The 22829-nt window shown below is 70.7% G+C and carries 28 protein-coding genes; 11 read left to right on the forward strand and 17 right to left on the reverse strand.

Features of this window, described 5'->3' with window-relative positions; genetic code table 11:
* Window positions 1-66: 66 nt before the first annotated feature.
* Window positions 67-756 carry a DUF1707 domain-containing protein gene (locus tag ABZX12_RS38790; protein WP_355700460.1) on the forward strand — a complete coding sequence of 230 codons (690 nt, stop codon included), beginning with the start codon at window positions 67-69 and terminating at the stop codon, window positions 754-756.
* Between the two features lie 4 nt (window positions 757-760).
* Here the strand turns inward: ABZX12_RS38790 and ABZX12_RS38795 are convergent, their stop codons facing one another.
* Complete coding sequence (locus tag ABZX12_RS38795) at window positions 761-1243, reverse strand: hypothetical protein (RefSeq protein WP_355700461.1); 483 nt, start codon at window positions 1241-1243, stop codon at window positions 761-763.
* Window positions 1244-1320: 77 nt separating this feature from the next.
* On the opposite strand from ABZX12_RS38795, the gene ABZX12_RS38800 reads away from it, so the two are divergent.
* Window positions 1321-2184 (forward strand): hypothetical protein, encoded by an 864-nt coding sequence (locus tag ABZX12_RS38800; RefSeq protein WP_355700462.1) that lies wholly within the window; start codon window positions 1321-1323, stop codon window positions 2182-2184.
* Here the strand turns inward: ABZX12_RS38800 and ABZX12_RS38805 are convergent.
* Together ABZX12_RS38805 and ABZX12_RS38810 are read right to left on the reverse strand one after the other, a co-directional pair.
* A complete protein-coding gene (locus tag ABZX12_RS38805; protein WP_355700463.1) occupies window positions 2126-2914 on the reverse strand; it encodes an ATP-binding cassette domain-containing protein in 789 nt (262 codons plus the stop codon). The genes ABZX12_RS38800 and ABZX12_RS38805 overlap by 59 nt on opposite strands.
* Window positions 2902-4230, reverse strand: coding sequence for a 2-isopropylmalate synthase (locus tag ABZX12_RS38810; RefSeq protein ID WP_355700464.1), 1329 nt, complete (start codon window positions 4228-4230; stop codon window positions 2902-2904). The genes ABZX12_RS38805 and ABZX12_RS38810 overlap by 13 nt, the downstream gene beginning before the upstream one ends.
* A 188-nt stretch (window positions 4231-4418) precedes the next feature.
* On the opposite strand from ABZX12_RS38810, the gene ABZX12_RS38815 reads away from it, so the two are divergent.
* Complete coding sequence (locus tag ABZX12_RS38815) at window positions 4419-5087, forward strand: FadR/GntR family transcriptional regulator (RefSeq protein ID WP_355700465.1); 669 nt, start codon at window positions 4419-4421, stop codon at window positions 5085-5087.
* On the opposite strand, the gene ABZX12_RS38820 is transcribed toward ABZX12_RS38815, so the two are convergent.
* Genes ABZX12_RS38820 through glpX form a run of 3 tightly spaced genes read right to left on the reverse strand, consistent with a single transcriptional unit; the run spans window position 5076 to window position 7527 of the window.
* A complete protein-coding gene (locus ABZX12_RS38820; RefSeq protein ID WP_355700466.1) occupies window positions 5076-5549 on the reverse strand; it encodes a hypothetical protein in 474 nt (157 codons plus the stop codon). The genes ABZX12_RS38815 and ABZX12_RS38820 overlap by 12 nt on opposite strands.
* Before the next feature lie 2 nt (window positions 5550-5551).
* Window positions 5552-6496, reverse strand: coding sequence for a carbohydrate kinase (locus ABZX12_RS38825; protein ID WP_355700467.1), 945 nt, complete (start codon window positions 6494-6496; stop codon window positions 5552-5554).
* The gene (gene glpX, locus ABZX12_RS38830) at window positions 6493-7527 is read right to left on the reverse strand and encodes a class II fructose-bisphosphatase (protein WP_355700468.1); all 1035 of its coding nucleotides are present in this window, start codon (window positions 7525-7527) and stop codon (window positions 6493-6495) included. Before glpX ends, ABZX12_RS38825 begins: the two co-directional genes overlap by 4 nt.
* A 69-nt stretch (window positions 7528-7596) precedes the next feature.
* On the opposite strand from glpX, the gene ABZX12_RS38835 reads away from it, so the two are divergent.
* The 3 genes from ABZX12_RS38835 to ABZX12_RS38845 all read left to right on the forward strand — a co-directional run bounded on the left by ABZX12_RS38835 (window position 7597) and on the right by ABZX12_RS38845 (window position 10335).
* The gene (locus tag ABZX12_RS38835) at window positions 7597-8223 is read left to right on the forward strand and encodes a DUF4245 domain-containing protein (RefSeq protein ID WP_355700469.1); all 627 of its coding nucleotides are present in this window, start codon (window positions 7597-7599) and stop codon (window positions 8221-8223) included.
* 185 nt (window positions 8224-8408) lie between these two features.
* Window positions 8409-9059, forward strand: coding sequence for an NTP transferase domain-containing protein (locus tag ABZX12_RS38840; RefSeq protein ID WP_355700470.1), 651 nt, complete (start codon window positions 8409-8411; stop codon window positions 9057-9059).
* 367 nt (window positions 9060-9426) lie between these two features.
* Complete coding sequence (locus tag ABZX12_RS38845) at window positions 9427-10335, forward strand: hypothetical protein (protein ID WP_355700471.1); 909 nt, start codon at window positions 9427-9429, stop codon at window positions 10333-10335.
* 250 nt (window positions 10336-10585) lie between these two features.
* Here the strand turns inward: ABZX12_RS38845 and ABZX12_RS38850 are convergent, their stop codons facing one another.
* The 4 genes from ABZX12_RS38850 to ABZX12_RS38865 form a co-directional block, all read right to left on the reverse strand.
* Window positions 10586-11272 (reverse strand): response regulator transcription factor, encoded by a 687-nt coding sequence (locus tag ABZX12_RS38850; protein ID WP_355700472.1) that lies wholly within the window; start codon window positions 11270-11272, stop codon window positions 10586-10588.
* 21 nt (window positions 11273-11293) lie between these two features.
* On the reverse strand, window positions 11294-11605 hold the full coding sequence (locus ABZX12_RS38855; RefSeq protein ID WP_355700473.1) for a hypothetical protein: 312 nt from the start codon (window positions 11603-11605) through the stop codon (window positions 11294-11296).
* Window positions 11602-12252 carry a methyltransferase domain-containing protein gene (locus ABZX12_RS38860; protein ID WP_355700474.1) on the reverse strand — a complete coding sequence of 217 codons (651 nt, stop codon included), beginning with the start codon at window positions 12250-12252 and terminating at the stop codon, window positions 11602-11604. Before ABZX12_RS38860 ends, ABZX12_RS38855 begins: the two co-directional genes overlap by 4 nt.
* A gap of 124 nt (window positions 12253-12376) precedes the next feature.
* A complete protein-coding gene (locus ABZX12_RS38865) occupies window positions 12377-13540 on the reverse strand; it encodes a histidine kinase (RefSeq protein WP_355700475.1) in 1164 nt (387 codons plus the stop codon).
* A 149-nt stretch (window positions 13541-13689) separates the two neighbouring features.
* Between ABZX12_RS38865 and ABZX12_RS38870 the strand changes: the two genes are divergently transcribed.
* Both ABZX12_RS38870 and ABZX12_RS38875 read left to right on the forward strand, forming a co-directional pair.
* Complete coding sequence (locus ABZX12_RS38870; protein WP_355700476.1) at window positions 13690-14979, forward strand: alpha/beta hydrolase; 1290 nt, start codon at window positions 13690-13692, stop codon at window positions 14977-14979.
* A 59-nt stretch (window positions 14980-15038) separates the two neighbouring features.
* Window positions 15039-16184, forward strand: coding sequence for a hypothetical protein (locus tag ABZX12_RS38875; RefSeq protein ID WP_355700477.1), 1146 nt, complete (start codon window positions 15039-15041; stop codon window positions 16182-16184).
* Between the two features lie 19 nt (window positions 16185-16203).
* On the opposite strand, the gene ABZX12_RS38880 is transcribed toward ABZX12_RS38875, so the two are convergent.
* Both ABZX12_RS38880 and ABZX12_RS38885 read right to left on the reverse strand, forming a co-directional pair.
* A complete protein-coding gene (locus ABZX12_RS38880; RefSeq protein WP_355700478.1) occupies window positions 16204-16524 on the reverse strand; it encodes a multidrug efflux SMR transporter in 321 nt (106 codons plus the stop codon).
* On the reverse strand, window positions 16524-17123 hold the full coding sequence (locus tag ABZX12_RS38885) for a flavodoxin domain-containing protein (protein ID WP_355700479.1): 600 nt from the start codon (window positions 17121-17123) through the stop codon (window positions 16524-16526). The genes ABZX12_RS38880 and ABZX12_RS38885 overlap by 1 nt, the downstream gene beginning before the upstream one ends.
* Window positions 17124-17216: 93 nt before the next feature.
* Between ABZX12_RS38885 and ABZX12_RS38890 the strand changes: the two genes are divergently transcribed.
* Complete coding sequence (locus ABZX12_RS38890; RefSeq protein ID WP_355700480.1) at window positions 17217-17792, forward strand: TetR/AcrR family transcriptional regulator; 576 nt, start codon at window positions 17217-17219, stop codon at window positions 17790-17792.
* Here ABZX12_RS38890 and ABZX12_RS38895 read toward each other — a convergent pair.
* From ABZX12_RS38895 to xseA, 3 genes are all read right to left on the reverse strand, one after another.
* Window positions 17770-18156, reverse strand: coding sequence for a GNAT family N-acetyltransferase (locus ABZX12_RS38895; RefSeq protein ID WP_355700481.1), 387 nt, complete (start codon window positions 18154-18156; stop codon window positions 17770-17772). The two genes, ABZX12_RS38890 and ABZX12_RS38895, sit on opposite strands and share 23 nt — an antisense overlap.
* A gap of 143 nt (window positions 18157-18299) precedes the next feature.
* The gene (locus ABZX12_RS38900; protein WP_355700517.1) at window positions 18300-18494 is read right to left on the reverse strand and encodes an exodeoxyribonuclease VII small subunit; all 195 of its coding nucleotides are present in this window, start codon (window positions 18492-18494) and stop codon (window positions 18300-18302) included.
* A gap of 17 nt (window positions 18495-18511) precedes the next feature.
* The gene (gene xseA, locus ABZX12_RS38905; RefSeq protein WP_355700482.1) at window positions 18512-19726 is read right to left on the reverse strand and encodes an exodeoxyribonuclease VII large subunit; all 1215 of its coding nucleotides are present in this window, start codon (window positions 19724-19726) and stop codon (window positions 18512-18514) included.
* A gap of 45 nt (window positions 19727-19771) precedes the next feature.
* Between xseA and ABZX12_RS38910 the strand changes: the two genes are divergently transcribed.
* Both ABZX12_RS38910 and ABZX12_RS38915 read left to right on the forward strand, forming a co-directional pair.
* On the forward strand, window positions 19772-20260 hold the full coding sequence (locus ABZX12_RS38910) for an HAD domain-containing protein (protein ID WP_355700483.1): 489 nt from the start codon (window positions 19772-19774) through the stop codon (window positions 20258-20260).
* Window positions 20261-20383: 123 nt separating this feature from the next.
* Window positions 20384-21424, forward strand: a complete 1041-nt coding sequence (locus ABZX12_RS38915) for a 4-hydroxy-3-methylbut-2-enyl diphosphate reductase (protein WP_355700484.1) — start codon at window positions 20384-20386, stop codon at window positions 21422-21424.
* A gap of 1 nt (window position 21425) precedes the next feature.
* On the opposite strand, the gene ABZX12_RS38920 is transcribed toward ABZX12_RS38915, so the two are convergent.
* Together ABZX12_RS38920 and ABZX12_RS38925 are read right to left on the reverse strand one after the other, a co-directional pair.
* Window positions 21426-22229: a hypothetical protein gene (locus tag ABZX12_RS38920; protein ID WP_355700485.1), complete on the reverse strand. Its 804-nt coding sequence runs from the start codon at window positions 22227-22229 to the stop codon at window positions 21426-21428.
* A 3-nt stretch (window positions 22230-22232) separates the two neighbouring features.
* A complete protein-coding gene (locus ABZX12_RS38925) occupies window positions 22233-22751 on the reverse strand; it encodes a SigE family RNA polymerase sigma factor (protein WP_131334628.1) in 519 nt (172 codons plus the stop codon).
* Window positions 22752-22829: the final 78 nt, after the last annotated feature.

Genomic DNA, 22829 nt, shown 5'->3' on the forward strand with positions numbered 1-22829 from the left:
GGATCAGGGGTGAATCGGGGAGGAAACGGGTCTGCGAGCGGGGGTGGGCGCGCGTATCGTTCTGGCGTGGCCCAGGATGACGTACCCCAGGAGAACCGACCGCAGGATGTCGTGCCCGCGCAGGCCGGTGACGATCCGGTGCTGCGGCGACGGGTGTCCGATCTGGAGCGCGAGGAGGTCGCCGACATCCTCCGCGACGCCGCGGGCGAAGGCCGGCTGTCCTACACCGAGCTCGAGGATCGCCTCGAGACGCTGTACGCCTCCAAGACGTACGGCGAACTCGTCGAGCTGACCGCGGACCTGCCCACCGGGCCGCGCGCGCAGACCGTGCCGGCCACCACCCCGCAGTACGGCGGCGCGCTGGTGGAGTCCGGGCCGGTCATCAACGTGTTCATGTCCGAGTCCAAGCGGACCGGGAGCTGGCTGGTCCCGCAGCGCCAGGAGATCAACGCGGTGCTCGGCGACGTCACCCTGGACTACACCGAGGCGCAGATCCCGTTCGACGAGGTCCACATCGACGTGAAGTCGATCCTCGCCGACGTGAAGATCCGGGTCCCGCAGAACGCCATCGTCCTGCTGGACAGCAACCCGATCCTCGGCTCCGTCTCCGAACAAGAAGCCGGACTGAAGGCGGTCCCGGACCCGAACAGCCGGCCGGCCGAGCCGAAACGCTTCCACATCCGCGGCACGGCCATCCTCGGGGAGATCAAGATCAAGCGCGGCCCCCGCCTGAGCAAGCGCCTCGGCCTGACCTGAGCGGTTACGGAGCCGAGCGTTGTTCGTCCAGCAGTTCGCCGAGCCACAGGCGGAAGGCTGACAGGTCGTTGACGTGCTGCTGGGTGAGGACGAGGTTCTTCGCCCAGACGTTCTTCGGCTGTACGGGGAGCTGCCGCGCCAGTTTCGGGCCGGCCACGAAACCGATCGACCCGATCTCGCTCCACGCCATGAACCGCCGGCGTCCGACGTGGATGCCGCGGTGGTCGACGACGACGGCCGGGCGCTGGGTGACGAGCTGCCAGACGATCATGATCGCGATGCCGACGTAGCCGGCGATGAGCAGGTAGGCCAGGTACCGCCAGGCGCCGTCGTCGAGCATGTCCGGCAGTCGGCCCGCCGTGAAGAGCCCGAACGCCAACAGGTACAGACCCGGGAACACTGAGAACGACCATCGGCGCAGGGGGAACTCGACCCGCCCGTTCCGGTGCCACTCGACCATCCACGCCTCAGGCAGGCGCTCACCCATGACGCTCATCTCGCCGCCCCCGCCCTCACAACTCCACCCCCGGAGCAGAACCAACTGTAATGCACCACACTTGGCGCATGCGGCGACTTCGCGGGGCGCTGACCTGGGCGTTCGTCCGTGGTCCCGCGGCGGCCTACGCGCTGGCCGATTCCGGCTCGTCGCTGTTCGGCATCGGAGCCTTGCTGGCCATGCTGCTCGTCGCCGCACTCGGCGCCGGCGTCGGCGCTGTCGTCGCCCTCGCAACCGGCCGGCCGGCTGAGGACGCGGCGTTCGTCGGCGGCATGATCGGGCTCGCCACGGTGGTGGCGTACTTGGTGCTGATGGTTGTCGTCGTCGGCATTCTCTGGGTCCGCGGCGTAACACCGTCCGAGGTGGCGACAGGCACGAAGCCGGCCGCCTCCGCGCCTTCCGGGCGGGCCAGCGCCGCGCCCTCCGGGCGGCACGCCGCCGCGTCGTCAGGGCGGGAAGGTACTGGATGGCGGCGGCGCGGGGAGCCGCTGGTGCCCGGCAGCCTGGTGCTGTTCTTCGTGCTGGTCGCGATCCCTTTCGGAGCGCTGGGTCTGCATGCGCGGAGCGCGGCCGCGTCGGCGGACGGACCGACCGCGATCACGGACGGAACCGTCGTGGCGATCCATGAGCCGAGGTTGCTCGACAAGGGTTCGGGCACGGTGGACATCCGGTACTCCGTCGGCGGCGCCGACCACTCGTTCGAGACGGACCGGGATGCCGGCGACGACATCTTCCGGCTCGGCGACGTCGTACCTGTCGAGTACGTCGTCGCCGAGCCGGGGAAGGCTCGTGCTGTCTGGGCGGTTGAGTCGGCGCGGGAGGACGCCGTGTTCTGGCTGTGGCTCTCCGGGGTTTGCGCCGGGCTCGGGGTGCTCAGTGGTGTTGGGTACCTCGTCGGGCGGTGGCGGTCCAGCGCCCGTCGTGGCGGTTGATCTCGATCGGATGGTCGAACGTCTGCGAGATGCGATCCGTCGTCAGTACGTCGTCAGCCGGCCCCGCGGCCAGGACCCGGCCGTCGCGGAGCAGTGCGGCGTGCGTCGTACAGGTCGGAAGCTCCTCGAGGTGATGGGTCACCAGGACCCACGCCAGGTGCGGGTGGCTGCGGTGGATCTGGTCGAGGGTCTCCAGCAACTGCTCGCGCGCGGCGACGTCCAGGCCGGTCGACGGCTCGTCCAGCAGCAGCAACCGCGGATCCGAGATCAGCGCGCGGGCGATCAGCGCCCGGCCACGCTCACCCTGCGACAGCGTGGTCCACGGCGAACCGGCCAGCGCGCCGATCCCGAGCAGGTCGATCAGCTCCAGGGCACGGGCTTCCTGCGCGGGAGCGGGCTGCCACCGAGGCATCCGCTCGATCGTTCCGGTGAGCCCGGTCAGGACGACGTCCCGGATGCTCAACGGCGACCGCAGCGGGTGCCGTGGATTCACGTGCCCGATGGACTCGCGCAGGGTACGGATGTCGACCGTGCCGAGCCGGCGTCCGAGGATCTCGACCGTGCCGCGGGTCGGGTGCGTGACCGCGCCGCACAGGCCGAGCAGCGTGCTCTTGCCCGCGCCGTTCGGCCCGAGCAGCGCCCACCGCTCACCTTCGCCCGCGGTCAGCGACACCCCGGACAGCAACGGCTTGCCGTCCCGGACGAAGTCGACGTCCTTCAGTTCGAGCACCCGTAGACCTCCTCGTACAACGCCTTCAACTCCTCCGCACTCGCTTCCCGCCCGGTCGCCTCGGTGTGCCGCTGCACGTGCCGCGCGAACTCCCGCTCCTGCTCCGGCGACAGGTGGACGCCGTACACAGACTCCAGCACGTGGGCGATCCCGCCCTTCCCGGACTGGCTGTTCACCCGGACGACGGCCTCGTACCCGCGCCCGACATCGGCCGGGTCGATCGGCAGGTAGGGAACCTCCCACGCACCGGGGCCCTGAACGGCGAACCCCTTCCGGATCGCGTCCTGATGGGTCCCGGAGAAGGCCGTGTAGACGAGCTCGCCGACGTACGGGTGCCGCGGGTGGATCGGCATCCGCGTGCAGTACTCCACCACCGAACGGATCCCGTCGATGTCGGAGAAGTCGATCATCGGGTCGACGCCCTGGGCGTGCAGGTTGAGCGCGAGCGTGGCGATGTCGACGTTCCCGGTGCGTTCGCCGTTGCCGAAGACGCAGCCCTCGACGCGTTCGGCCCCGGCCAGCACCGCCAGCTCCGCGCACGCGATCCCGGTGCCGCGGTCGTTGTGCGGATGCACCGACAGGATGACGCCGTCGCGACGCGGCAGGTTCTGGTGCATGTACTCGATCTGGTCGGCGTACACGTTCGGCGTCGCGGCCTCGACCGTCGCGGGCAGGTTCAGGATCACCGGCCGCTCCGGTGTCGCGTCCCACTGCTTGGTGAGGTGGTCGGCCAGCTCGAGCACATAGTCCGGCTCGGTCAGGTTGTACACCTCGGGCGAGAACTGGAACCGCACGGAGTCCCCGGCCAGCCGCAGGATCTCCTCCGAGCCGGCGTAGATCATCGACGCCAGCTCGTCGCGCGACTTCCGCAGGACGACGTCGCGCCACACCGGCGCGGTGGCGGCGTACATGTGGATGACGACATCGCCGCGCATTCCCGCGACGGACTCGACGGTCCGCTCGATCAGGTCCTTACGGGCGGGGGTGAAGACCACGATCGTGACGTCCGGCGGGACGAGATCCGACTCCGCCAGCAGCCGGACGAAGTCGAAGTCGGTCTGCGAGGCGGACGGGTAGCCGACCTCGATCTCCTTGTAGCCGATGGCAACCATCAGCTCGAAGAACCGGCGCTTGCGCTCGGGATCCATCGGGTCGGCCAGGGCCTGGTTGCCGTCCCGCAGGTCGACCGGCACCCAGAGCGGCGCCTGTGTGATCCGGCGGTCGGGCCAGGTGCGGTCGACCGGCGCGACCGGGACCCTGGCGAAGATGTCGCGGTACCGATGGCTGGGCATGGGGGAGGGTTGCTGACGGTTCATGCGTGGGTCCTTCCAACGAGTCCGGGGAGGACCGGCGGACGACTGCACTCCACGGAGGGAGCGCCGGTCGAATCAGCTCCCGCCGTGGCGGCCGAGGAGGAGGACGAGACGCGGAAGCGAGCGCATGCCGAGCACGCTATCAACTCCTCAGACAAGCTGACAACTCAGCTCCCTCTAGACTGACCCGCATGATTCGCCGTCACCCGCTCGCCGAGCAGGCCGCCGAGGAGCTCTTGCGCCGGATCGGAAGGGGTGAGTGGGCGCTCGGTGCCAAGCTTCCCGGTGAGACCACACTGGCCGCGCAGCTCGGCGTCGGCCGGTCCACGATCCGCGAGGCGGTGCGGGAGCTGGCCGGCCGCCGGGTGCTGGAGAGCCGCCAGGGCGCGGGCGTGTTCGTGATCGCGCTGCAGGCCGCCGAGGACTGGGACAAGGTCCTGCGCAAGGCGGACATCACCGACGTCCTGGAGGGCCGGCTCGCGATCGAGACCGAGGCTGCCCGGCTGGCCGCGTCGCGCCGGACGCCGGCGGACCTGAAGAACTTCCGCTACACGCTCGCGGACCGGAAACGGGCGGCCGTGAACGCGCCCGACGACTGGTACATCGAGGCCGACCTCGCGTTCCATCGCGCGGTCGTGACGGCCGCGCACAACGCCGTACTGACCGAGCTCTTCGACACGTTCGTGCCGCGGATCCGGCGGGCGATGATCGACATGCTCAAACTCGACGAGGAGCACCGGCACCGCCACGACCAGGCCGCCCACGAGGCGATCGCCGACGCCATTCGCGCCAAGGACCCGGACCTGGCGGCGGCCCGTGCCCGCGAGCACCTCAGCGCCGTACGGAGCTCAGTCGGCTAGATGGCGTTCGTGGAGTGAGCGCAGCCAGGGGGTGAGGGCGTCCAGGTCCTCGACGTTGTCCTGCGGGATCGAGATCGGCCGGGTACGCCGGTCGGCCGGGTTGACCTGGATTGCGCGCGCCAACGGCCAGCCGGCGGGCTCGTCGATGCTGGTGATGCCCGACCACCGCAGGCTGCGGCCCCTGGTGATGCCCTCGGCGTCGACCGTGATGACCGGGCGGTTCGTGATCAGCTGCCACGCGGTCAGACCGGTGCCGTAGACGAACGCCGCGAGCGCGGTCAGCCGCAGGACGCCGAGTGCGCCCGAGACGCCGTCCGCGCGCAGGTGGTCGATGTTCGTCCACGCCGACAGCACCATCAGCAGGCCGAACCCGGCCAGGCGCACGGCGAGCCGGCCGCGGCGCGGCCGGAAATCCACACTGCCGTTGGACTCCAGTTCGGAGGTCCACGCTTCGGCGGACACCCTCAGGAACCCCACTTCTCCGTGTGCTCGGCCGCGGTCGGCGGGTCGGCGCCGTGGCGGGTGCAGGTGATCGCCGCCGCCTTCACCGCGTAGTCCACGACCTCCCGCAGCTCGTCGGCGGTCATCCCGGCCAGCCGCCGCCCGCCGAGCAGCCCGCGCGCGAGCAGCCCGGTGATCAGCGCGGCCATCAGCGAGTCGCCGGCGCCCACGGTGTCGACCACCTCGATCGGCGGCGCGGGAACCTCGACCCGCAGGCCCCGGCCGACGCCCAGCGCGCCGCTGCCGCCGCGGGTGATCACCACGCACTGCGTCCGCTCGGCCGTCAGCAGCTCCGCCGCGATGTCGTCGAGCGAGACACCAGGACGGAAGAACGCGCAGTCCTCGTCGCTCAGCTTCACCAGGTCGGACAGGGCCGCGAGCTCGCGGACGGCGGCCCAGGCCGGCACGGGGTCGGGTGTGATCGCCGGCCGTGCGTTCGGGTCCAGCGTGACCGTCACGGGCTGGTCGGCCACCGTCTTCAGGAAGTCGCGGATCGCGGTCGCCCCGGGCTCGAGCATCATCGCGATCGACCCGGTGTGGATCGCCGGGCAGCCGCGGGTCAGCGACAGCGCCGGCGGATCCCAGGTCATGTCGAACTTGTAGCTCGCCACCCCGTCGGCATCCAGGGTCGCGGTCGCGGTGCTCGTCCGGACGCCGGGATCGACCGTCCCGGGCGCGAGCTGGACACCGTTGCCGAACAGGTGCGCGCCGAGCAGGTCGCCGTACGGATCGGTGCCGAAGCGCGCCACGAGCTCGGTCGGCACGCCCAGCCGCGCCAGCCCGACGGCGACGTTCGCGGCGAACCCGCCGGGGATCGCCTTCGGCTTGCCGTTGCCGTTGCGGAACTTCCCGGCGGTGCCGACGATGTCCACGAGAGCCTCGCCGATGACGAGGACGGGTGTGCTCATCGGGCGTGCTCGAAGTCGATGGCGGAGTAGGCGCGCAGCTTCTCCAGTTGGTGGACGCTCTCGATGCTGCGGATCGTGCCGCTGCGCGAGCGCATCACGAGCGAGTGGGTGCGCGCGGTGGAGCGCCCGTAGCGGACGCCGCGGAGCAGCTCGCCGTCGGTGATCCCGGTCGCGACGAAGAAGCAGTCGTCGCCGCTGACCAGGTCGTCGGTGTCGAGCACCCGCTCCAGGTCGTGGCCGGCGTCCAGCGCCTTCTGCCGCTCGGCGTCGTCGCGCGGCCAGAGCTTGCCCTGGATCTTCCCGCCCAGGCACTTCATCGCGCAGGCGGCGATGATGCCTTCCGGCGTACCGCCGATACCGAGCAGCATGTCCAGACCGGTGTCCGGCCGGGCCGCCTCGACCGCGCCGGCCACGTCGCCGTCGGAGATGAACTTGATCCGCGCGCCGGTGGCCCGGATCTGCGTCGCCAGCTGCTCGTGCCGCGGCCGATCCAGCAGCACGACCGTGACGTCGTCGACGGTGCTGCCCTTCGCCTTCGCGACCCGGCGGATGTTCTCCGCGACCGGCAGCCGGATGTCGACCACCTCGGCCGCCTCCGGACCGACCACGAGCTTCTCCATGTAGAAGACCGCGGACGGGTCGTACATCGAGTTCCGCGGCGCGACCGCCATCACCGCGATGCCGTTGGCCATGCCCTTCGCGACCAGCGTCGTACCGTCGACCGGGTCCACCGCCACGTCGCACTCCGGGCCTTCACCGGAGCCGACCTGCTCGCCGTTGTAGAGCATCGGGGCGTTGTCCTTCTCGCCCTCGCCGATCACCACGACGCCGTTCATACCGACAGTGCCGATCAGCGTACGCATCGCGTTCACCGCCGCGCCGTCGGCGCCGTTCTTGTCGCCGCGGCCGACCCAGCGCCCGGCCGCCATCGCGGCGGCCTCGGTGACCCGGACCAGTTCGAGGGCGAGGTTCCGGTCGGGCGCGTGCGCCTCGACCTCCAAGTGGGCAGGTGGCGTGGTCGGGTCGGTCATGTCAACGGATCGTAGCCAACGCCCCCGGCCGGTGTTCGGGCGGATTGCGCGTCGCGAGACACTGTGGGCATGAGTTCGACAGGTCAGGGAGCCTCCGACGACGCCGCGGCGCTGGAGAAGGCGCGGGAGCGGGCGCAGATCCAGGCCGAGGCGAACGAGTACCGGCAGGCGTACCGGCGGGACAAGCGCAAGTCGCAGACCGTCGGGAACATGGTCTTCGCGCTGGTGATCTGCCTCGCGGTGGTCGCGTTCCTGATCACCGTGACCTGGCGGCCGAAGACCGAGGAGAAGCCCAACGCCGTCTCGTACACGGCCCAGTTGGAGGATGCCCGGAAGGCCGCGGCCTGGGTGCGCGGCCCGGAGCCGATGCCGTCCGGGTGGACCGCGACCAGCGTGGAATTCCGTACGCCGCAGCAGGCGCCGATCACCTGGCACCTCGGGGTGGTGACGACCGAGAAGAAATACGTCGGTCTCGAGCAGTCGAATGTCAGCGGCGGGAAATTCGTCGCCGACAAGCTCGGCCGGACCTCGGACGACGGCACCGCGACGGTCGCCGGCGTCACCTGGCGGCGCAAGGTGCTGCTCGACCGTAAGAACGAGAACGCCTTGATCCTGGTGGGTTCCGGGGTGACGACGATCGTCGCCGGAAATGCCGGATATCCGGCCCTGGAAACGTTCGCTGCCGCGCTGCGCTGATTCCGGCCCGCCCGGCGGGTCCGCGGGAATGCCCATTTTCCGGGCATTTCCGACCACTTTCCGGACGCACGTTGACATGCGCCGTCGGCGAGCGGTTCGATCGAAGCTCGGCTTGCGGACACTCGGGGACAGCAGAAGGGGCCGTTCCATGGTCACGCCGTCCCGAGTGGGGAGTTGACCCGCCGATGTTCGTCACGGGGCTCTTGCTGGGTGCCGACAGCGCGCCGCATCTCGGTGCGCCCTGGCAGTTGCTGGACTATCGCGGCGGCACGCTGTTCGGCGCCGCCCTCGACGGCGCGCGGGAGTGCGGGTTCGACCAACTGGTCGTGACGCTCGGCAGCGCGTCGGAGCAGATCCACGACCGGGTCGACCTCGACGGGGTGCGGGTGGTCGAGTCGCCGCACTCCGACACCGGGAGCGCGTCGATCGTGCCGGCCCTCGACGCGGTCGACCGGCGGGCCGACGGGATCGTCGTGCTGGCCGGTGACCAGCCCGGCATCACCTCGGCCACCGTCTGGTCACTGGTCGCCGAGGCCGCGACCCCGATCGGCGTCTGCCGGTACGACGACGGCGAGAGCTACCCGTGCTGGTTCGGCCGCGAACTCTTCGGCGAACTCCGCGGCCTGCGCAGCGACGCCGACCTGTGGGAACCGATCGCAGCCGGCGCCCACCCGGTCACCAGAGTCGATGCCATCGGCAACATCCCACCCCGCGCCACCAGCTGGTCGTCGTACCGCCAACTGCTGTCCTCGGGCGGTGGACCGGGGGAGGACCTCCCGCTCGACGCCTACCCCCGTCAGGTGACCGAAGGCGTGCACCGACGCGCCGCCTACTGAGCCGGGTCTCGGGCCTGCCCGCGTCGTCCGTAGCTGCAGCTCAGCGTCCGGCGGTCGACCGTCGCCGGAGGAGGGCAGCCGCACCGGCAGGAGGAGCGCGGAGGGCGGCGATGCCGTGCGACGGTCGACCACAGACCCACCCAAACACGGCGGGGTACCGCTCGGTATCCGCCGAACGGCCGAGTCCGGGCTGCGCTGCGGTCCACGGGCCGCTCAGAGCATCTGCTGCGGGCACGACGCCGATCTGCCGATCGACCGATGGTGTGCGGCGTCGTCCGGGCAGGATGCTGAGCGGGCTATGGCAGACAACGAGCACCAGGTCCAGTTTCCCTCGCGGGACGAGCCGGTCCGGCGCACTCTTCCAGCGGTGACAGCGCGATACTCGCTCGTCGCGGCGGTCGTCGGCATCGCCTCTGCGATCGCACATCTGACGTGGTCCCTGACCGGCCCGCCCGCTTTCGTCCGCATCGAGTCGGTGGTCGGCCCGGTGTGGCTCGGTGCGATCCCGGCAGGCCTGGCCGCCCTCGGCTACTTCTTCCTCCAGGCACCACGGAAAAGCACCCGGACCCTGGCGGTGTGCGCGACGAGTCTGGGATGCGCCGCGCTGGCGGCCTACTGCCTGCTCCTCTGGCCCCACCTGGCGCAACTGGTGACGGTTCCCTTCGGCGAACCGATCAGCGGCAGGGAGCTCGGGGCGACGGTTCTCGAGGCGATCGGGACGGCGAGTGCGCTGGGTATGGCGACCGCGGTCGTCCCGGTCGCCCGCGGTCTGCGCCACGCGTGCCTGGAGTGCGGCCGGAACCACGCGGCACCGGATAACGGCGAGGCCTGGCGCCGGGGCCGCGTCGGGGCGTACTTCGCGCTCACCTGCTTCGTGATCCGGATGATCCCGGCGGTGCGCGAGTGGATCGCCGGCCGCGGTCTCGGCGGTCCGCCAGGCTTCCTGGTCTTCGTCCTGCTGATGGTGGCCGCGGGAACCGTTCTGCCGCTGGCGCTGATCCAGCGCTGGGGACAGTACTGGCCGCGGTGGCTCGGCCCGGTCGCCGGCCGGCCGGTGCCTCGCCGGCTGCTGCTGATTCCGGGCTGGACGATGAGCATCGGACTCTGCCTGTACTTCGGGATCGGCGGCCTCACTGCGGTCCTGCTGGGCAAGACCGGCGGAGCGCTGGAAATCCTCGCCTACACCGGCTGGGGCGCCGGCCTCGCGATCGCCTGTACGTCGTACGCACACCGCACCCGCCCCACCTGCTCGGCCCAGCTCATCGACCGACCGTGACTCCGGCCGGCGGACGGCTCTCGAAGGTGCCGTCGGCCACCCCTTTGAGCTACAGATCCAGGAAGTCTTCCCTGGCTGGATGCCGGTGATCGGCCATCGGCAGGTGCCGATGTGGTTGCCGATGACGCTGGGGGCTGCCACTCGACGGCTGGGCGTATTGGGGAGCGGGTGGGTTGGGCTGGCTGCTGTTCCCGCTGTGGGGCCTCGCCATTGCCTTGGCTCTCGTCGGCTATTACTACCGCTACCGCGATCATCCCCTCGCCGGGTAGCGGCACTCGCTGGGGTCGGCGACGCCGTTTTCCCAGGCCCAGGCCGCGATGCCGACCCGGTTGCGGATCTCGAGCTTGCCGGCGATGTTGGCCAGATGGGTCTTGACCGTCCCTGCCGAGATGAACAGTTCCGCCGCGATCTCGCTGTTCGTCTGTCCGCGGGCGACGTGCCGGGCGATCTCGACCTCGCGCGGACTGAGGATCCGAGCGTCCGGCGCTGTGGCCGGCGGCTCGCTCAGGTGGCTCAGCAGGCGGACCGTGAGTTGCGGGCTGATCAGCATGTCGCCGCTCATCGCCGCCCGAATGCTCTCGATCAGCAACCCCGGCCCGGAGCGCTTGAGGAGGAAGCCGCACGCACCCAGCGCCAGCGCGGTCCGGACGTACTCGTCCAGGTCGAAGGTGGTGACCACGATGATCCGGATGCCGGCCGTCCGTGGGTCGCCCAACAGCCGTCCGCTCACGTCGAGGCCGTCCATCCGGGGCATCCTGATGTCCATCAGCATGACGTCGGGGCGCAGTTGCCGTGCCACCGCGAGGGCCGCCGCGCCATCGGCGGCCTCACCGGTCACCACCATGTCGGGTTGCGAGTCGAGGATCATCCGGAACGCGCTGCGGATGTCCGCCTGGTCATCCGCGATCACCACCCGGATCTTGCCCTGAGCCACCATCGGTCTCCTTCGTTCCAGGGCTCAGAAATTCAGCCAGTAGGCGATGCGCAGCGGCAGACCCTGAGCCGCGAGCGCGAACCACAGCCAGCGCCGTACGAGACACCACCGCCGATGTCCTCTGATCGCTTGGAGAGGCAGACAGATCGCGACGAGCAGCGCGGTGCATCCCAGCACAACGGGGCCGATCGACCGGTGTCCGGCGACCGTCAGGGCGGCACCGGCCGCGGCCCACAGGAGTCCACCGGTGAAGGACGCCGGGCTGTAGAGCGCGTCACGCGTTCGCCACGGCTGTCCCGCGGCCACGCCGCAGGCACACCGGAGTGGTCTGGTCATCCGCGCTTGCTCAGCACGAGCATCTGGTTCGCGCCACGCTGCAGCTCGTAGTTGACCTCGCGGACCTCCGAGCGTGCGTCGAGCTGTTCGAGCACCTCCGGCAGGAACTCCACGGGCCGTCCGGTCCCCTGAAGTACGAGCGGGAAGACCCGGACCTCGCCGGCGCAGACGCGAAGCAATTCCCGCAGTGCCTCGACATGCCACGTGGGACCGAACTGACCGGCCCAGGTGAACAACAGGTGCGAACACAGCGCCAGATCGAAACGTCCGCTCTCGAACGGCAGGTCAGGCAGGGCGGCCGCGACGTAGCGTTCCGGTCGCCGGCGCTTGTCCGCAAGGAAGGCCTCGGCGGCCTCGGCCCGCATCTCGTCACGCTCGGCCGGTGATCCGTACCAGGTCCACACGAACTCGCCGGCGTGGTCCGCATTGATCCGGTGCGTGTCCCGGACGGCCTGCCGCAGCGCGTCGGCGAGTTCGTCCTCCGGCAGGCTGTAGACGGGGTCCACCGCGACGGTCTCGGCTCCCGCCCGGTTCGCCTCGGCGGCGAAGCTCGAACCACCGGCGCAACAATCGAGGATCCGCGCGGGCAGCTCGTCGAGGTCGAACATCGCCGCGTACTCGGCGTACGACCGGGCGGTGATCAACATGGCTGGTCTCCCGGGGATCGATGTCACGCGGTGGTGTTGCCGTCACCAGCCAATACCGGCCGGCTTCGGCGCCGCATCCCCCGTCCGGTGGATTGCGCCCGATCATCGCCCCCCGCAGGAGTGATCAGCCGTCGGTCGTCAGCGGCAACTCGCAGTGCAGCACCCAGCCCCCGCTGTCGTCCGCGCCACCGTCGAGGCGGCCTCCGAGACGCCGTACCCGTTCCGCGAGGGCGGCCAGGCCGGTGCCTCCGGCGGTTCTCCGGACGAACGACGGCAGGCCTCTCCGGGGCCGATCGTTCGCCACCCGCACCGTGAGCACGTCGGCCGAGCAGGGCTCGACCGTCACCGTGACCAGGCGCGCGCTCGCGGCGTGCCGCCGTACGTTGGTCAGGCCCTCGACGACGACGCGGGTCGCCGCCAGCTGAATCTCGGGAGCGAGCCGCGTCAGCACCGCTGCGTCCGCAGTCAGGATCACCGACCGGTCGCGGCGCTCGCGCCGGAAGCTGTCGACGATGGCGGGCAGTCCCTTCACGCCGACCGCGCGGACTCCGAGCTCCCGGTCGGTATCGTCGCGCAGCATGTCGAGGATCGCGTCCATCGCCCCCAGAGCTTCCCGGCCGGTGATCTCGATCCGCTCCAGCGCGGTGCGCATCGCGACCGGATCGTCCGCCGCCGCGAACCGTGCCGCTTGTGCCTGCGCGACCATCCCGGTCACGTCGTGGGCGATGAAGTCGTGCAGGTCGTGGGCGAGTTGCAGCCGTTGGCTGTTCCGCGCCGATGCCACGGACTGCCGGAGTCTGGCCGCGGCGAGCCGCGGATAGCTGCCGGCGACCGCCGCGACAACAGCACCGAAGGACCACATGAAGAGCCCGCCGACAGTGGTCAGCACGTCGGCCTCCGGCAGGAACCGCAGGATCCAGGCGGATGCGGCAATGCCGAGGGCTGCCGAGACCAGGACGGCGGTCAGCGGCGGGGCCCACCTGGCCGTCAACCCGAGGAGGACGAGAAGCCCTGCCATCTCGAGCCCTGCCACGCCGGCCGTACCCGGGCGCGCGCCGTAGGCCACGAGAATCCACCCGGTCGCCGCGAGTGACGTCGCGGCCGCGAGTGCTCCCGGCCACGCGACCCAGGTGCGTGCCGCAGGCCAGCTCACCACGACGGCAACGGCCAGACAGCCGGCGACCGCCGTAGGAACGGCGTTCGCGAAGCCGAGCGCCGGGGACAGCAGCCCGGCCACCGGCACGGCCGCCGTGGCGGCAACGACTCCGAGAACCCCACGTGCCCGCATAGCTGACAAGGTACGCCGAGACTGCACCTGCACCCGCTCCCACCGAACGGGCGATACCTCGGACCGGCCGGTTGCTGATCCACTGGGGCCATGGACGACAACGTCGGAACAGTCACAGCCGCGGCCCTGGCAGCCTGGATGCTGGAGCGATGACGGCCGCTCGGGGAATGCCACCAAGAACGACGAGACTCGGAGCGGGCGTCCTCCTCGGCGGGATCCTCGTCTCCGCTCTGGCCGCAGGTGCGACGCTGCTTTCCGTGGCCCTCGGCGGTCAGTGGCCGGTCGCCGTCGGCACGGCGATCGTGACCGCAGCGGCGATTCCCGTTCTGGTAACCGCCCTGCGCCAGAGGAGGGCGCCTGATCGCCGAGCGCGGTACCGGCGCGCCCTGGCGACCTCCGCGGTCGCATTGCTCGCATGCCTGACCTGGATCTGGCCGCACTCGGCCACGGTGACCCCGCCGATCGTTCCAGGGGCGACAGTCATCACGTCGACCGGCGGGACTCGGCTGACACTGCACGTGACGCGGGCTCCCTCGGCGACCGAGCCGCCCCTGGTCGTCGTGCACGGCGGTCCGGCTGTGGCCGATCTCAGTCACGACGTGGCCGCCCTGGCCAGGCTCGCGATCCACCGCGACGTCTACGTGTACGACCAACTCGGCGCCGGCAGCTCCAGCCGCCTCGACGACCCGCTCGGCTATACGGATCGCCGCGCGCTGCAGGACCTCGAGCGCGTGATCGCGGCGACCGGAGCGCGGAAGGTGACGCTGCTGGGTCATTCGTGGGGCGCTCGCCTGGTCACCAAGTACGCGGTGGCCCATCCGGACCGGCTGTCCGCGGTCGTCCTCAGCGCTCCCGCAGCACCGGCCGGCCCGACCGCGAGCCCGCAAAGCATCGGTGATCCGGCCGGACGCCTCGACGGCCCCCAGCGGCTACGGCTGTACAGCTACCTGATACGGCCGCGAAACCGCTTCACCTACGGCCTCAGCAGCGTCGACCTCCGAGTGGCGCACGCCGCCGCCGGCGACCGGGAGATGGATGCTCGCTTCTCCGCCATCTACCGGCGTACGACGCCCGGGCTCTTCTGCGACCCGAACCTCGCCGACCGTCTGGGAGTGACGGGCGTCGGGTACTACGCCCACCAGGCGCTCGCGGCCGACACGTCACCGCTGTCCGACGGCACTGCCCCGCCGAGGATCTCCGTACCAGTACTCATCATCAAGCCTGCCTGTGACTACCTGCCGTGGAGTGCTGTCACCGCCAATGCTCGACTCGCCCCACAGGCGCAGGTGGTCGTCCTTCCGGACGCGGGGCACCAGGCCTACATCGAGAAGCCCGACGCGTACGGCGAACTCGTGGCCGCGTTCCTGGCCCGCCAACCGCTGCCGTTCCCGGTCGTGGATTCCGCCGAGCCGCCTCCGTCGTACCGCGGTGTGCGCTGAAAGATCCGCCGTTCGGCAGATGGCCGCCGCGGACAGCCGCTGGTTGGCTGATGCGCATCATGAGGAATCCCATCTCCACAAGGTGTGTCAGCAGCCCGTCCTGGCGTCCGGCAGCACTGCTGGCCACGCTCGGCGCGGGCGGCGTCGGGACGCTGTGGCTCACCCGCCCCGACCTGTACCCCTTCGGGTCCGAGGACCGTGTCACGGTCTCCGTGACCCACCGCATCGAGTACTCCACGGCCGGCACCCTGCTTGTCGCCTCCGCTGCCTTTGGGGCACTGCTGCTCGCCGGAGCGTCGGCCCGGCGAACGCGGCTCACCGATCGGGCGGCTCTGCTCGCCGCGCTGGTACAGACACTGTTCTTCGGGCTCGTCATGACCGATGCCTCGGTGATGAGCCTGCTCGGGTACGCCGTCGCCTTCGCCGGACCGGCTCTCGTCGTCGTGGCGGTGGTCGCCGCCTGCCTCCGTCGCAGCACCGCGGGATTCCTGATCGCCGGGGTGACTGTTGCCATCGGCATCGTCGGATCGCGCACCGGGGCGATCGACCTCACGGTGGTGACGACCTTCTGGTCCAATGTGTCGCACAGCTTCGCGTCGTTCGGCACCCGCCTGGGCTGGGGCCTGCTGATGGCCGGCATGGCGGTGACCTGGGGATGGGTCACCGCGCGGTTGATCGGCTGGAGCCGCGGGGCGGGGCCGCCTGCCTTCACCCGCCCCGACGCCGTCCGTCGCTGGGGTCGGGTCGCGACCCTCGCCGCCGCTGCGTGTCCGCTACCGTACGCGTGTCTGCGGTTGCTGTGGCTGACGCCCTGGCCTCTCGATCTGCGCGCCGACATGGATCGGCCGGAGATCAGGATGCAGGGCGCCTTCCTGGGCGTCGCCGCGCTGGTCGGTTGCACGCTGACACTAGGACTCATCAGCCGCTGGGGCGAAGTGTTCCCGCGCCGGCTGCCGTTCGTCGGTGGGAGGACCGTGCCCCCGGCTCTGGCTGTCGTGCCGGGCAGCTTGGTCGCCGCCGCGGCCACGATGGCCGGCCCGGGCCTGCTGCTGTCGAGCCTCGAGAGCGACGGCGGCATCGCGAGCCTCGCGCTGACCGTTCTGATCTTTCCCTTCCCGGTCTGGGGTCCGCTGCTGGGAGCCGCGGTCTTCGCGTATCACCTCCGCCGGCGTGCCCTGCTCACGGCGCCCGCCAGCTCCCAGTAGCCCTGCCCGGCCGGTCGGGTCAGTCGGCGCCGGCCAGGCGGAGGCCGACGACGCCGGTGACGATGAGCGCGATGCAGGCCAGCCGGACGGGTGTGATCGGCTCGTGGAACAGCACGATGCCGAGGGTGACCACGCCGACGGAGCCGATCCCGGTCCAGATCGCGTACGCCGTGCCGACCGGGAGGCGGTCGAGGGTCTTGGCCAGCAGGGCGACCGAGATCACGCCGAACACGAGCACGCCGAGCGTCGGCCACAGGCGGCTGAAGCCCTCGCTCGGTTTCAGGCTGAGCGCGAACGCGATCTCGAACGCCGCCGCGGCGAGCAGGATGAGCCATGCCATCAGGCCGCCAGTGCTCCTCTCAGGTGCCGGTGGGTGACGGTGGCGACCCGCGCGCCGAGCGCGGCCGCGGTCCGCAGGTCGGTCGCCGGCGGCGCCTTCTCCGCGGACAGGTCCGCGTCGGACTGGGCCATCGCGCCCAGCCAGCTGCCGAGCCGGTTGAGGTCCTCGATGCTTGCGGTGCTCTCCGCCCAGCCCGGGTAGACGTCCAGGCCGACCCAGATCATCCCGTGCTGCGCGGCGAACACGGCCAGGTCGACCAGGCTGTTGAGCTTGTCGCCGGACATCGCCTTGGAGTTGGTGAATCCGGCCGCGATCTTGTCCCGCCAGGCGAGGTCTGCCGCCCAGATCCGCACGCTCTCCTCGGCGAACTTCTTGAACACCCAGCTCGGGCTCCCCATGTACGTCGGCGCGCCGAAGACGATCGCGTCCGCCGCGGTCAGCCGCTCCCACACCTGCTCGGTCAGCTCGTCCAACGGCACGAGGTCGGTCACGGTGCCCGGAACCGACGCGGCGCCGGCGGCCACCGCCTCGGCCTGCTTCGCGGTGTGCCCGTAGCCCGAGTGGTAGGCGATCGCGATCCGGGCGTGCGTGTTGGTCATGTCTGCTTCCTCCAGGGTCTTTAGCGGACTACAGTCCGTCTTATGGACGACAATACCGGACCGCAGTCCGCTTCACAACGGAGTCTTCCGGTCGTGGGGGAGCCACGGCCGGAACGGGCCGACGCGCGCCGCAACCGGCTCCGCGTGCTGGAGGCCGCCGAGCGCTTGTTCACCGAGCACGGGGTGAAGAACGTCTCGCTGGACGCGATCGCCGCGGAGGCGGGTGTGGGGAAGGGGACGGTGTTCCGCCGGTTCGGCGACCGCGCGGGGCTGGCGGTCGCGCTGCTCGACGAGCGCGAGCAGGAGCTGCAGGCGAAGATCATCAGCGGCCCGCCGCCGCTCGGGCCGGGCACGTCACCGGTGCTCCGGGTGACGGCCTTCCTCGACGCCTACCTGGATCTGCTCGACCGGCATGTCGCGCTGTTCATGGACAGCGAGAACGCCTCGGACGGCGCGCGCTACCGCATCGGTTCGTACCATCTGTGGCACCGCCACCTGTCCCACCTGATCGAGTCCGCCCGCCCGGACCTGGACGCGGACTACACGGCGCATGTGCTGCTCGCGCCGCTGGCGGCCGACCTGCACAACGCCCTTCGCGAGCAGGGGTACGAGCTCGACCGGATGAAGGCCGGCCTTCGGGCGGTGGCTACAGGCTTGCTGTCAACCTGATCTCGGGCAGGTTGGCCAGCGAGGAGTGCGTCCGGTCAGCTGTCTCGGTGAAGCCGTAGCGGGTGTAGAAGCGGCGGGCGCGGATGTTTGCCTCGAGCACCCACAGCTGGACGACGGTGCAGCCCGCGGCGCGGAGGTCGGCGCACGCGGCGTCAGTCAGGGCGCGGCCGGCGCCTGTTCCCCAGTGGTCGGGGTGGACGAAGAGCGCGTACAGCTCGCCCGTGCCCGGCGGCGCTGCCTGATCACGCTCCGGGCCGACGCCGGCGTACCCGATCACCCGCCCGCCGGCCGCCGCCACGTGAATCCGGGACCGGCCGGCGGCAAGACTGTCGGCCCAGGATGCGGCGATTGAAGCCGGGTCCATGGCGTCGAGAAAGTCCTGCGGAACCAGCCCGCCGAAAGCACCCCGCCAGCTCGCCACCCGAGCCTCAGCAGCCCCCAACAGATCGCCACGACGAGCCGCCCGCACCACCATCTCCCCACCCGGCGCGGGCATTGCCCGGCCGGTCAGTTCGGCTTCTCTTCGTGGGCGGCTTGGGCCTTGGTGAGGCGCTCGCGGGCGCCGTCGAGCCAGCGCTGGCACGTGCCGGCGAGCTCCTCGCCGCGCTCCCACAGCGCCAGCGACTCCTCCAGGCTGGTGCCGCCGGCTTCGAGCTTGCGGACCACGTCGACGAGTTCCTCGCGGGCCTGCTCGTAGGTCATCTCGGGTCGGTCGCCGCTCACTTGTCTTCCTCCGTCTTGACTTCGACCGCGAAGCGGCCGTCACTGACCCGCGCCTGCAGCAGGTCACCCGGCGCCACCTGCGCCACTTCCCGCACGGCGGTCCCGTCGGCCAGCTGCAGCACGGAATACCCGCGCTCGAGCGTCGCCTTCGGGGACAGCGCCCGCACACTCGCCAACCGGTGCGCGATGTCGTCGCTCGCGCGATCGAGCCGATGCGTGAGCGTCCGCCGGTTGCGCTCGACCAGGGCCGCGATCTCGTCCGCGCGCCGCTGCAGGTCCGTGACGGGCGCGGCGAGCGCCGGCCGCGACCGGATCGCCGCCAGCGCGTGCGACTCGCGATCCAGCCAGGACCGGATCGCCCGCAGGCCGCGCTCGCGCAGCAGCCGCACGCCGTCCAGCTCCTCCCGCACGTCGGGGACGATGCGCTTGGCCGCGTCGGTCGGCGTCGACGCCCGCAGGTCCGCGACCAGGTCGAGCAGCGGTGAGTCCGGCTCGTGCCCGATCGCGCTCACCACCGGCGTGCCCGTCTTGGACACCGCGCGGATCAGGCCCTCGTCGGAGAACGGCAGCAGATCCTCCAGGGATCCGCCGCCGCGGGCGATCACGATCACCTCGACCGACTCGTCCGCGTCGAGCTTCCGCAGCGCGGTCATCACCTCGCCGGCCGCCGACGGGCCCTGGACCGACGCATACTCGATCCGGAACGCGACCGCCGGCCAGCGGCGCTTGGCGTTCTCCAGCACGTCGCGCTCGGCCGCCGAGTCGCGCCCGCAGATCAGCCCGATCGTGTGCGGCAGGAACGGCAGTTTCTTCTTCCGGTACGGCTCGAAGAGACCCTCGGCGCCGAGCAGTTGCTTGAGCCGCTCGATCCGGGCCAGTAGCTCGCCGATGCCGACGTGCCGGATCTCGCTGACCGCGAGCGCGAGCGTGCCGCGGCGGGCGAAGAAGTTCGGCTTGGCGTGCACCAGCACCCGCGAACCGTCCCGGACGTCGACGGTCTCGAACACCCGCCGGTTGCAGGTGAAGCGCAGCGAGATGTCCGCGTCGGTGTCCCGCAGGGTGCCGAACACCGTCGTCGTACCGCGGCCGATCGAGACATCCGTCAGCTGCCCCTCGACCCACACGGCACCGAGCTGGTTGATCCAGCTCGCGATCCCGTTCGCGATCGTGCGCACGGCCGCCGGCGCTTCCGGCGAGGTCTCCAAAGCCACTCCCAGACCCTACGACCCCGCACCGACATTCCCTAACGTTGAGTAATGCGCCCCCTCCTGCTGCTGGATTTCGACGGCCCCCTCAATCCGCACCGCGCGGAGCAGGCGCCACCGGGCTACCAGCCGCGGGAGGTCGTCGAGGGCGAGAAGACCTGGCGCGTGCTGATCAATCCGCGCCACGGCGCCGAGCTGGCGGCGCTCGCCGGCAGGTTCGACCTGGTCTGGGCGACCAGCTGGGAGCACGGCGCGAATCGTCTGCTGTCGCCGTTGCTCGGGCTTCCGTCGGATCTTCCGACGATCCTGTGGCCAGATCGCACGTCGGTCCGGCGCGGTTCGTGGAAGACGCCGTACGTCGCGGACTGGGTGGGCGGTCGGCCGTTCGCCTGGGTGGACGACGAGGTGGGGGAGGCCGAGAACGTCCGGTTCCCCGCTGCGCATCAGCTGATCCGACCGGTCGATGCGCGGGTCGGGCTCACCGACGCCGACTTCGCGGCGCTGCGTGCCTGGGCGGCCGGAAAATCCTTTGCGGGGTAGGTGTTTCCGGGGCATTCTTGACTCATCGGTAACACCTCCCACGGAGGAGCCGTCCGGACAGGGCGGGCGGCTCCCCGATGTAAATCCGGCGCGCATCAGGAGCCGTTCGAGGCGGCCCGTACCATGGGGACCGTGACTTCCCAGCCTGACGACACCGGTACGACGACCGCGACCAAGACCAAGCGGGTGCTGCTTGCGGCGCCCCGTGGGTACTGCGCGGGCGTCGACCGAGCCGTGGTGGCGGTGGAGAAGGCCCTCGACCTGTACGGGCCGCCGGTGTACGTGCGCAAGGAGATCGTGCACAACAAGTACGTCGTGCAGACGCTGCAGAAGCGGGGCGCGATCTTCGTCGACGAGACCGCCGAGGTGCCCGAGGGCGAGACGGTGATCTTCTCCGCACACGGGGTCGCCCCGGTGGTGCACGAGGAGGCGGCCGCGCGGCAGTTGAAGACGATCGATGCGACCTGCCCGCTGGTCACCAAGGTGCACCACGAGGCGAAGCGGTTCGCCGCGACCGACTACGACATCCTGCTGATCGGCCACGAGGGCCACGAGGAGGTCATCGGCACCTCCGGCGAGGCGCCCGACCACGTGCACCTGGTCGACGGCCCCGACGATGTGCCGAACGTCACCGTCCGGGACCCCGAGAAGGTCGTCTGGCTGTCCCAGACCACGCTGTCCGTGGACGAGACGATGGAGACGGTCCGGCGCCTGCGCGAGCGGTTCCCGCACCTGCAGGACCCGCCGAGCGACGACATCTGCTACGCCACCCAGAACCGCCAGGCCGCGGTCAAGAAGCTGGCGCCCGAGGCGGACCTGATGCTCGTCGTCGGCTCCCGCAACTCGTCGAACTCGGTGCGCCTGGTCGAGGTCGCGATCGAGCACGGCGCGAAGGCCGGCTACCTGGTCGACTTCGCCGACGAGATCGACGAGGCCTGGCTGGCGGGCGTCGACTCGGTCGGCGTGAGCAGTGGTGCGAGCGTGCCGGAGGTGCTCGTCCGCGATGTCCTGCGCTGGCTGGCCGAGCGCGGGTACGGCGAGGTCCAGGAGGTCACGACCGCGGAGGAGAGCCTGACGTTCGCTCTCCCGCGCGACCTCCGCACCGACCTGAAGGCGGCCGGCCTCCCCACCACCGGCACCTCCGACCACGCCTGGACCATCTGACCTACTTGATCGTCACCTTCGTGGATTTCGTCACCGGCACCCAGCCGTCGGTGCCGCAGTAGCGGACCGTGTACTTGAAGGTGTAGGTGCCTGCCCTCGCGTACGTGTGGGTGCTGGGCGGCGTGGATCCGTCCTGCAGTGTGTAGGTCTGCCGTCCGGTCGTAGGCTTCGTGCCGCTCAGGCAGTCCACCGCGCCGGCATCGGAGCCGCTCTGGCCGCCGTCGCCGAAGAAGTACTGCGTCCCACCCAGAAGGTCGACGAAACCGCTCTGCGAGGTCGAGAGCGGCCGGTGGTTGATGAGATCCGTCGGCACCAACTCGGTTCCCGACACGGTCACCTTCATGGTCAGGGTCCGGCCCTGAACGGTCGGCTTCAGCGTGACCTGCACGCCGAGCGCCGGGGCATCCGGTGTGTTGGAGGTATGGCCGGCGATTGGCGGCGGGGTGGTCGTCGTTCGCGCTGCCCCGGTCACACCCGATGTCGTTGGTCCCGTAGCGGTGGTGCCCGGTGCGGCGGGCGGTGTGCTGGTCGGGGTGCTCGTCGGTGTCGTGGTGGGTGAGCCGGTGACGACCGTCGCCGGTGGGCTCGGGGTGTTGGTCACCGGCGGGGCGCTGTTGAAGTCCGTGAGGTTGCCCGCGGCAACGGCGACGGCGACGACCGCGGCCGCCGCCAGGGTCACGACGCCGGCGGTACGACGGCGGCGCGCCGTACGGACCCGGGCGAACACGGATTCGCTCGGCCGCGCGCTGAGCGGCGGCGGGTCGGCGACGAGGCGTTCGAACTGCTGCTTGAGATCATCGGTCATGCGTCAGCCCTCCTTCTGGGCCGGAGCGGAAACGGCGGCCACCAGGTGGTGTTCGCGGAGTTTGGCCAGTCCACGCGAGACGTTCGACTTCACGGTGCCGACCGAGCAGCCCATGATCTGCGCGATCTCGGCCTCCGGCAGGTCCTCGAAGTACCGCAGGACGAGCGTCGCGCGGGTCCGGCGGGGGAGCCCGGCGAGTGCCCGCAGCAACAGGTCCCGGTCGTCGACCGAGCCGTACTGCTCGCGGGCCTGCGGTTCGGGCAGCTGCTCGGTCGGTGTCTCGCCGCGCCACTTCCGGCGCCACCACTGCGTGCTGGTGTTCACCATCACGGTCCGGGTGTAGCTCTCCAGAGCGCTGCTGCTGCGCAACGAGTTCCGGTGGAACCACACCTTGGTCAGCGCGGTCTGCACCAGGTCCTCGGCCAGGTGCCATTCACCGGTCAGCAGATACCCGAACCTCTGCAGCGCGGTGAACCGCCCGTCCACGAACTCGGCGAATTCGTGGTCGCGTCCTGGATCCATTCCAACCCCCATCTCACTCAACTCGGTCAGCCTTGAGATGGCCCGACCAGAAGGAAAGGTTGAGTGGCGAGGTGGATG

Source organism: Kribbella sp. NPDC003505 (assembly GCF_040610875.1).
Lineage (GTDB): Bacteria > Actinomycetota > Actinomycetes > Propionibacteriales > Kribbellaceae > Kribbella.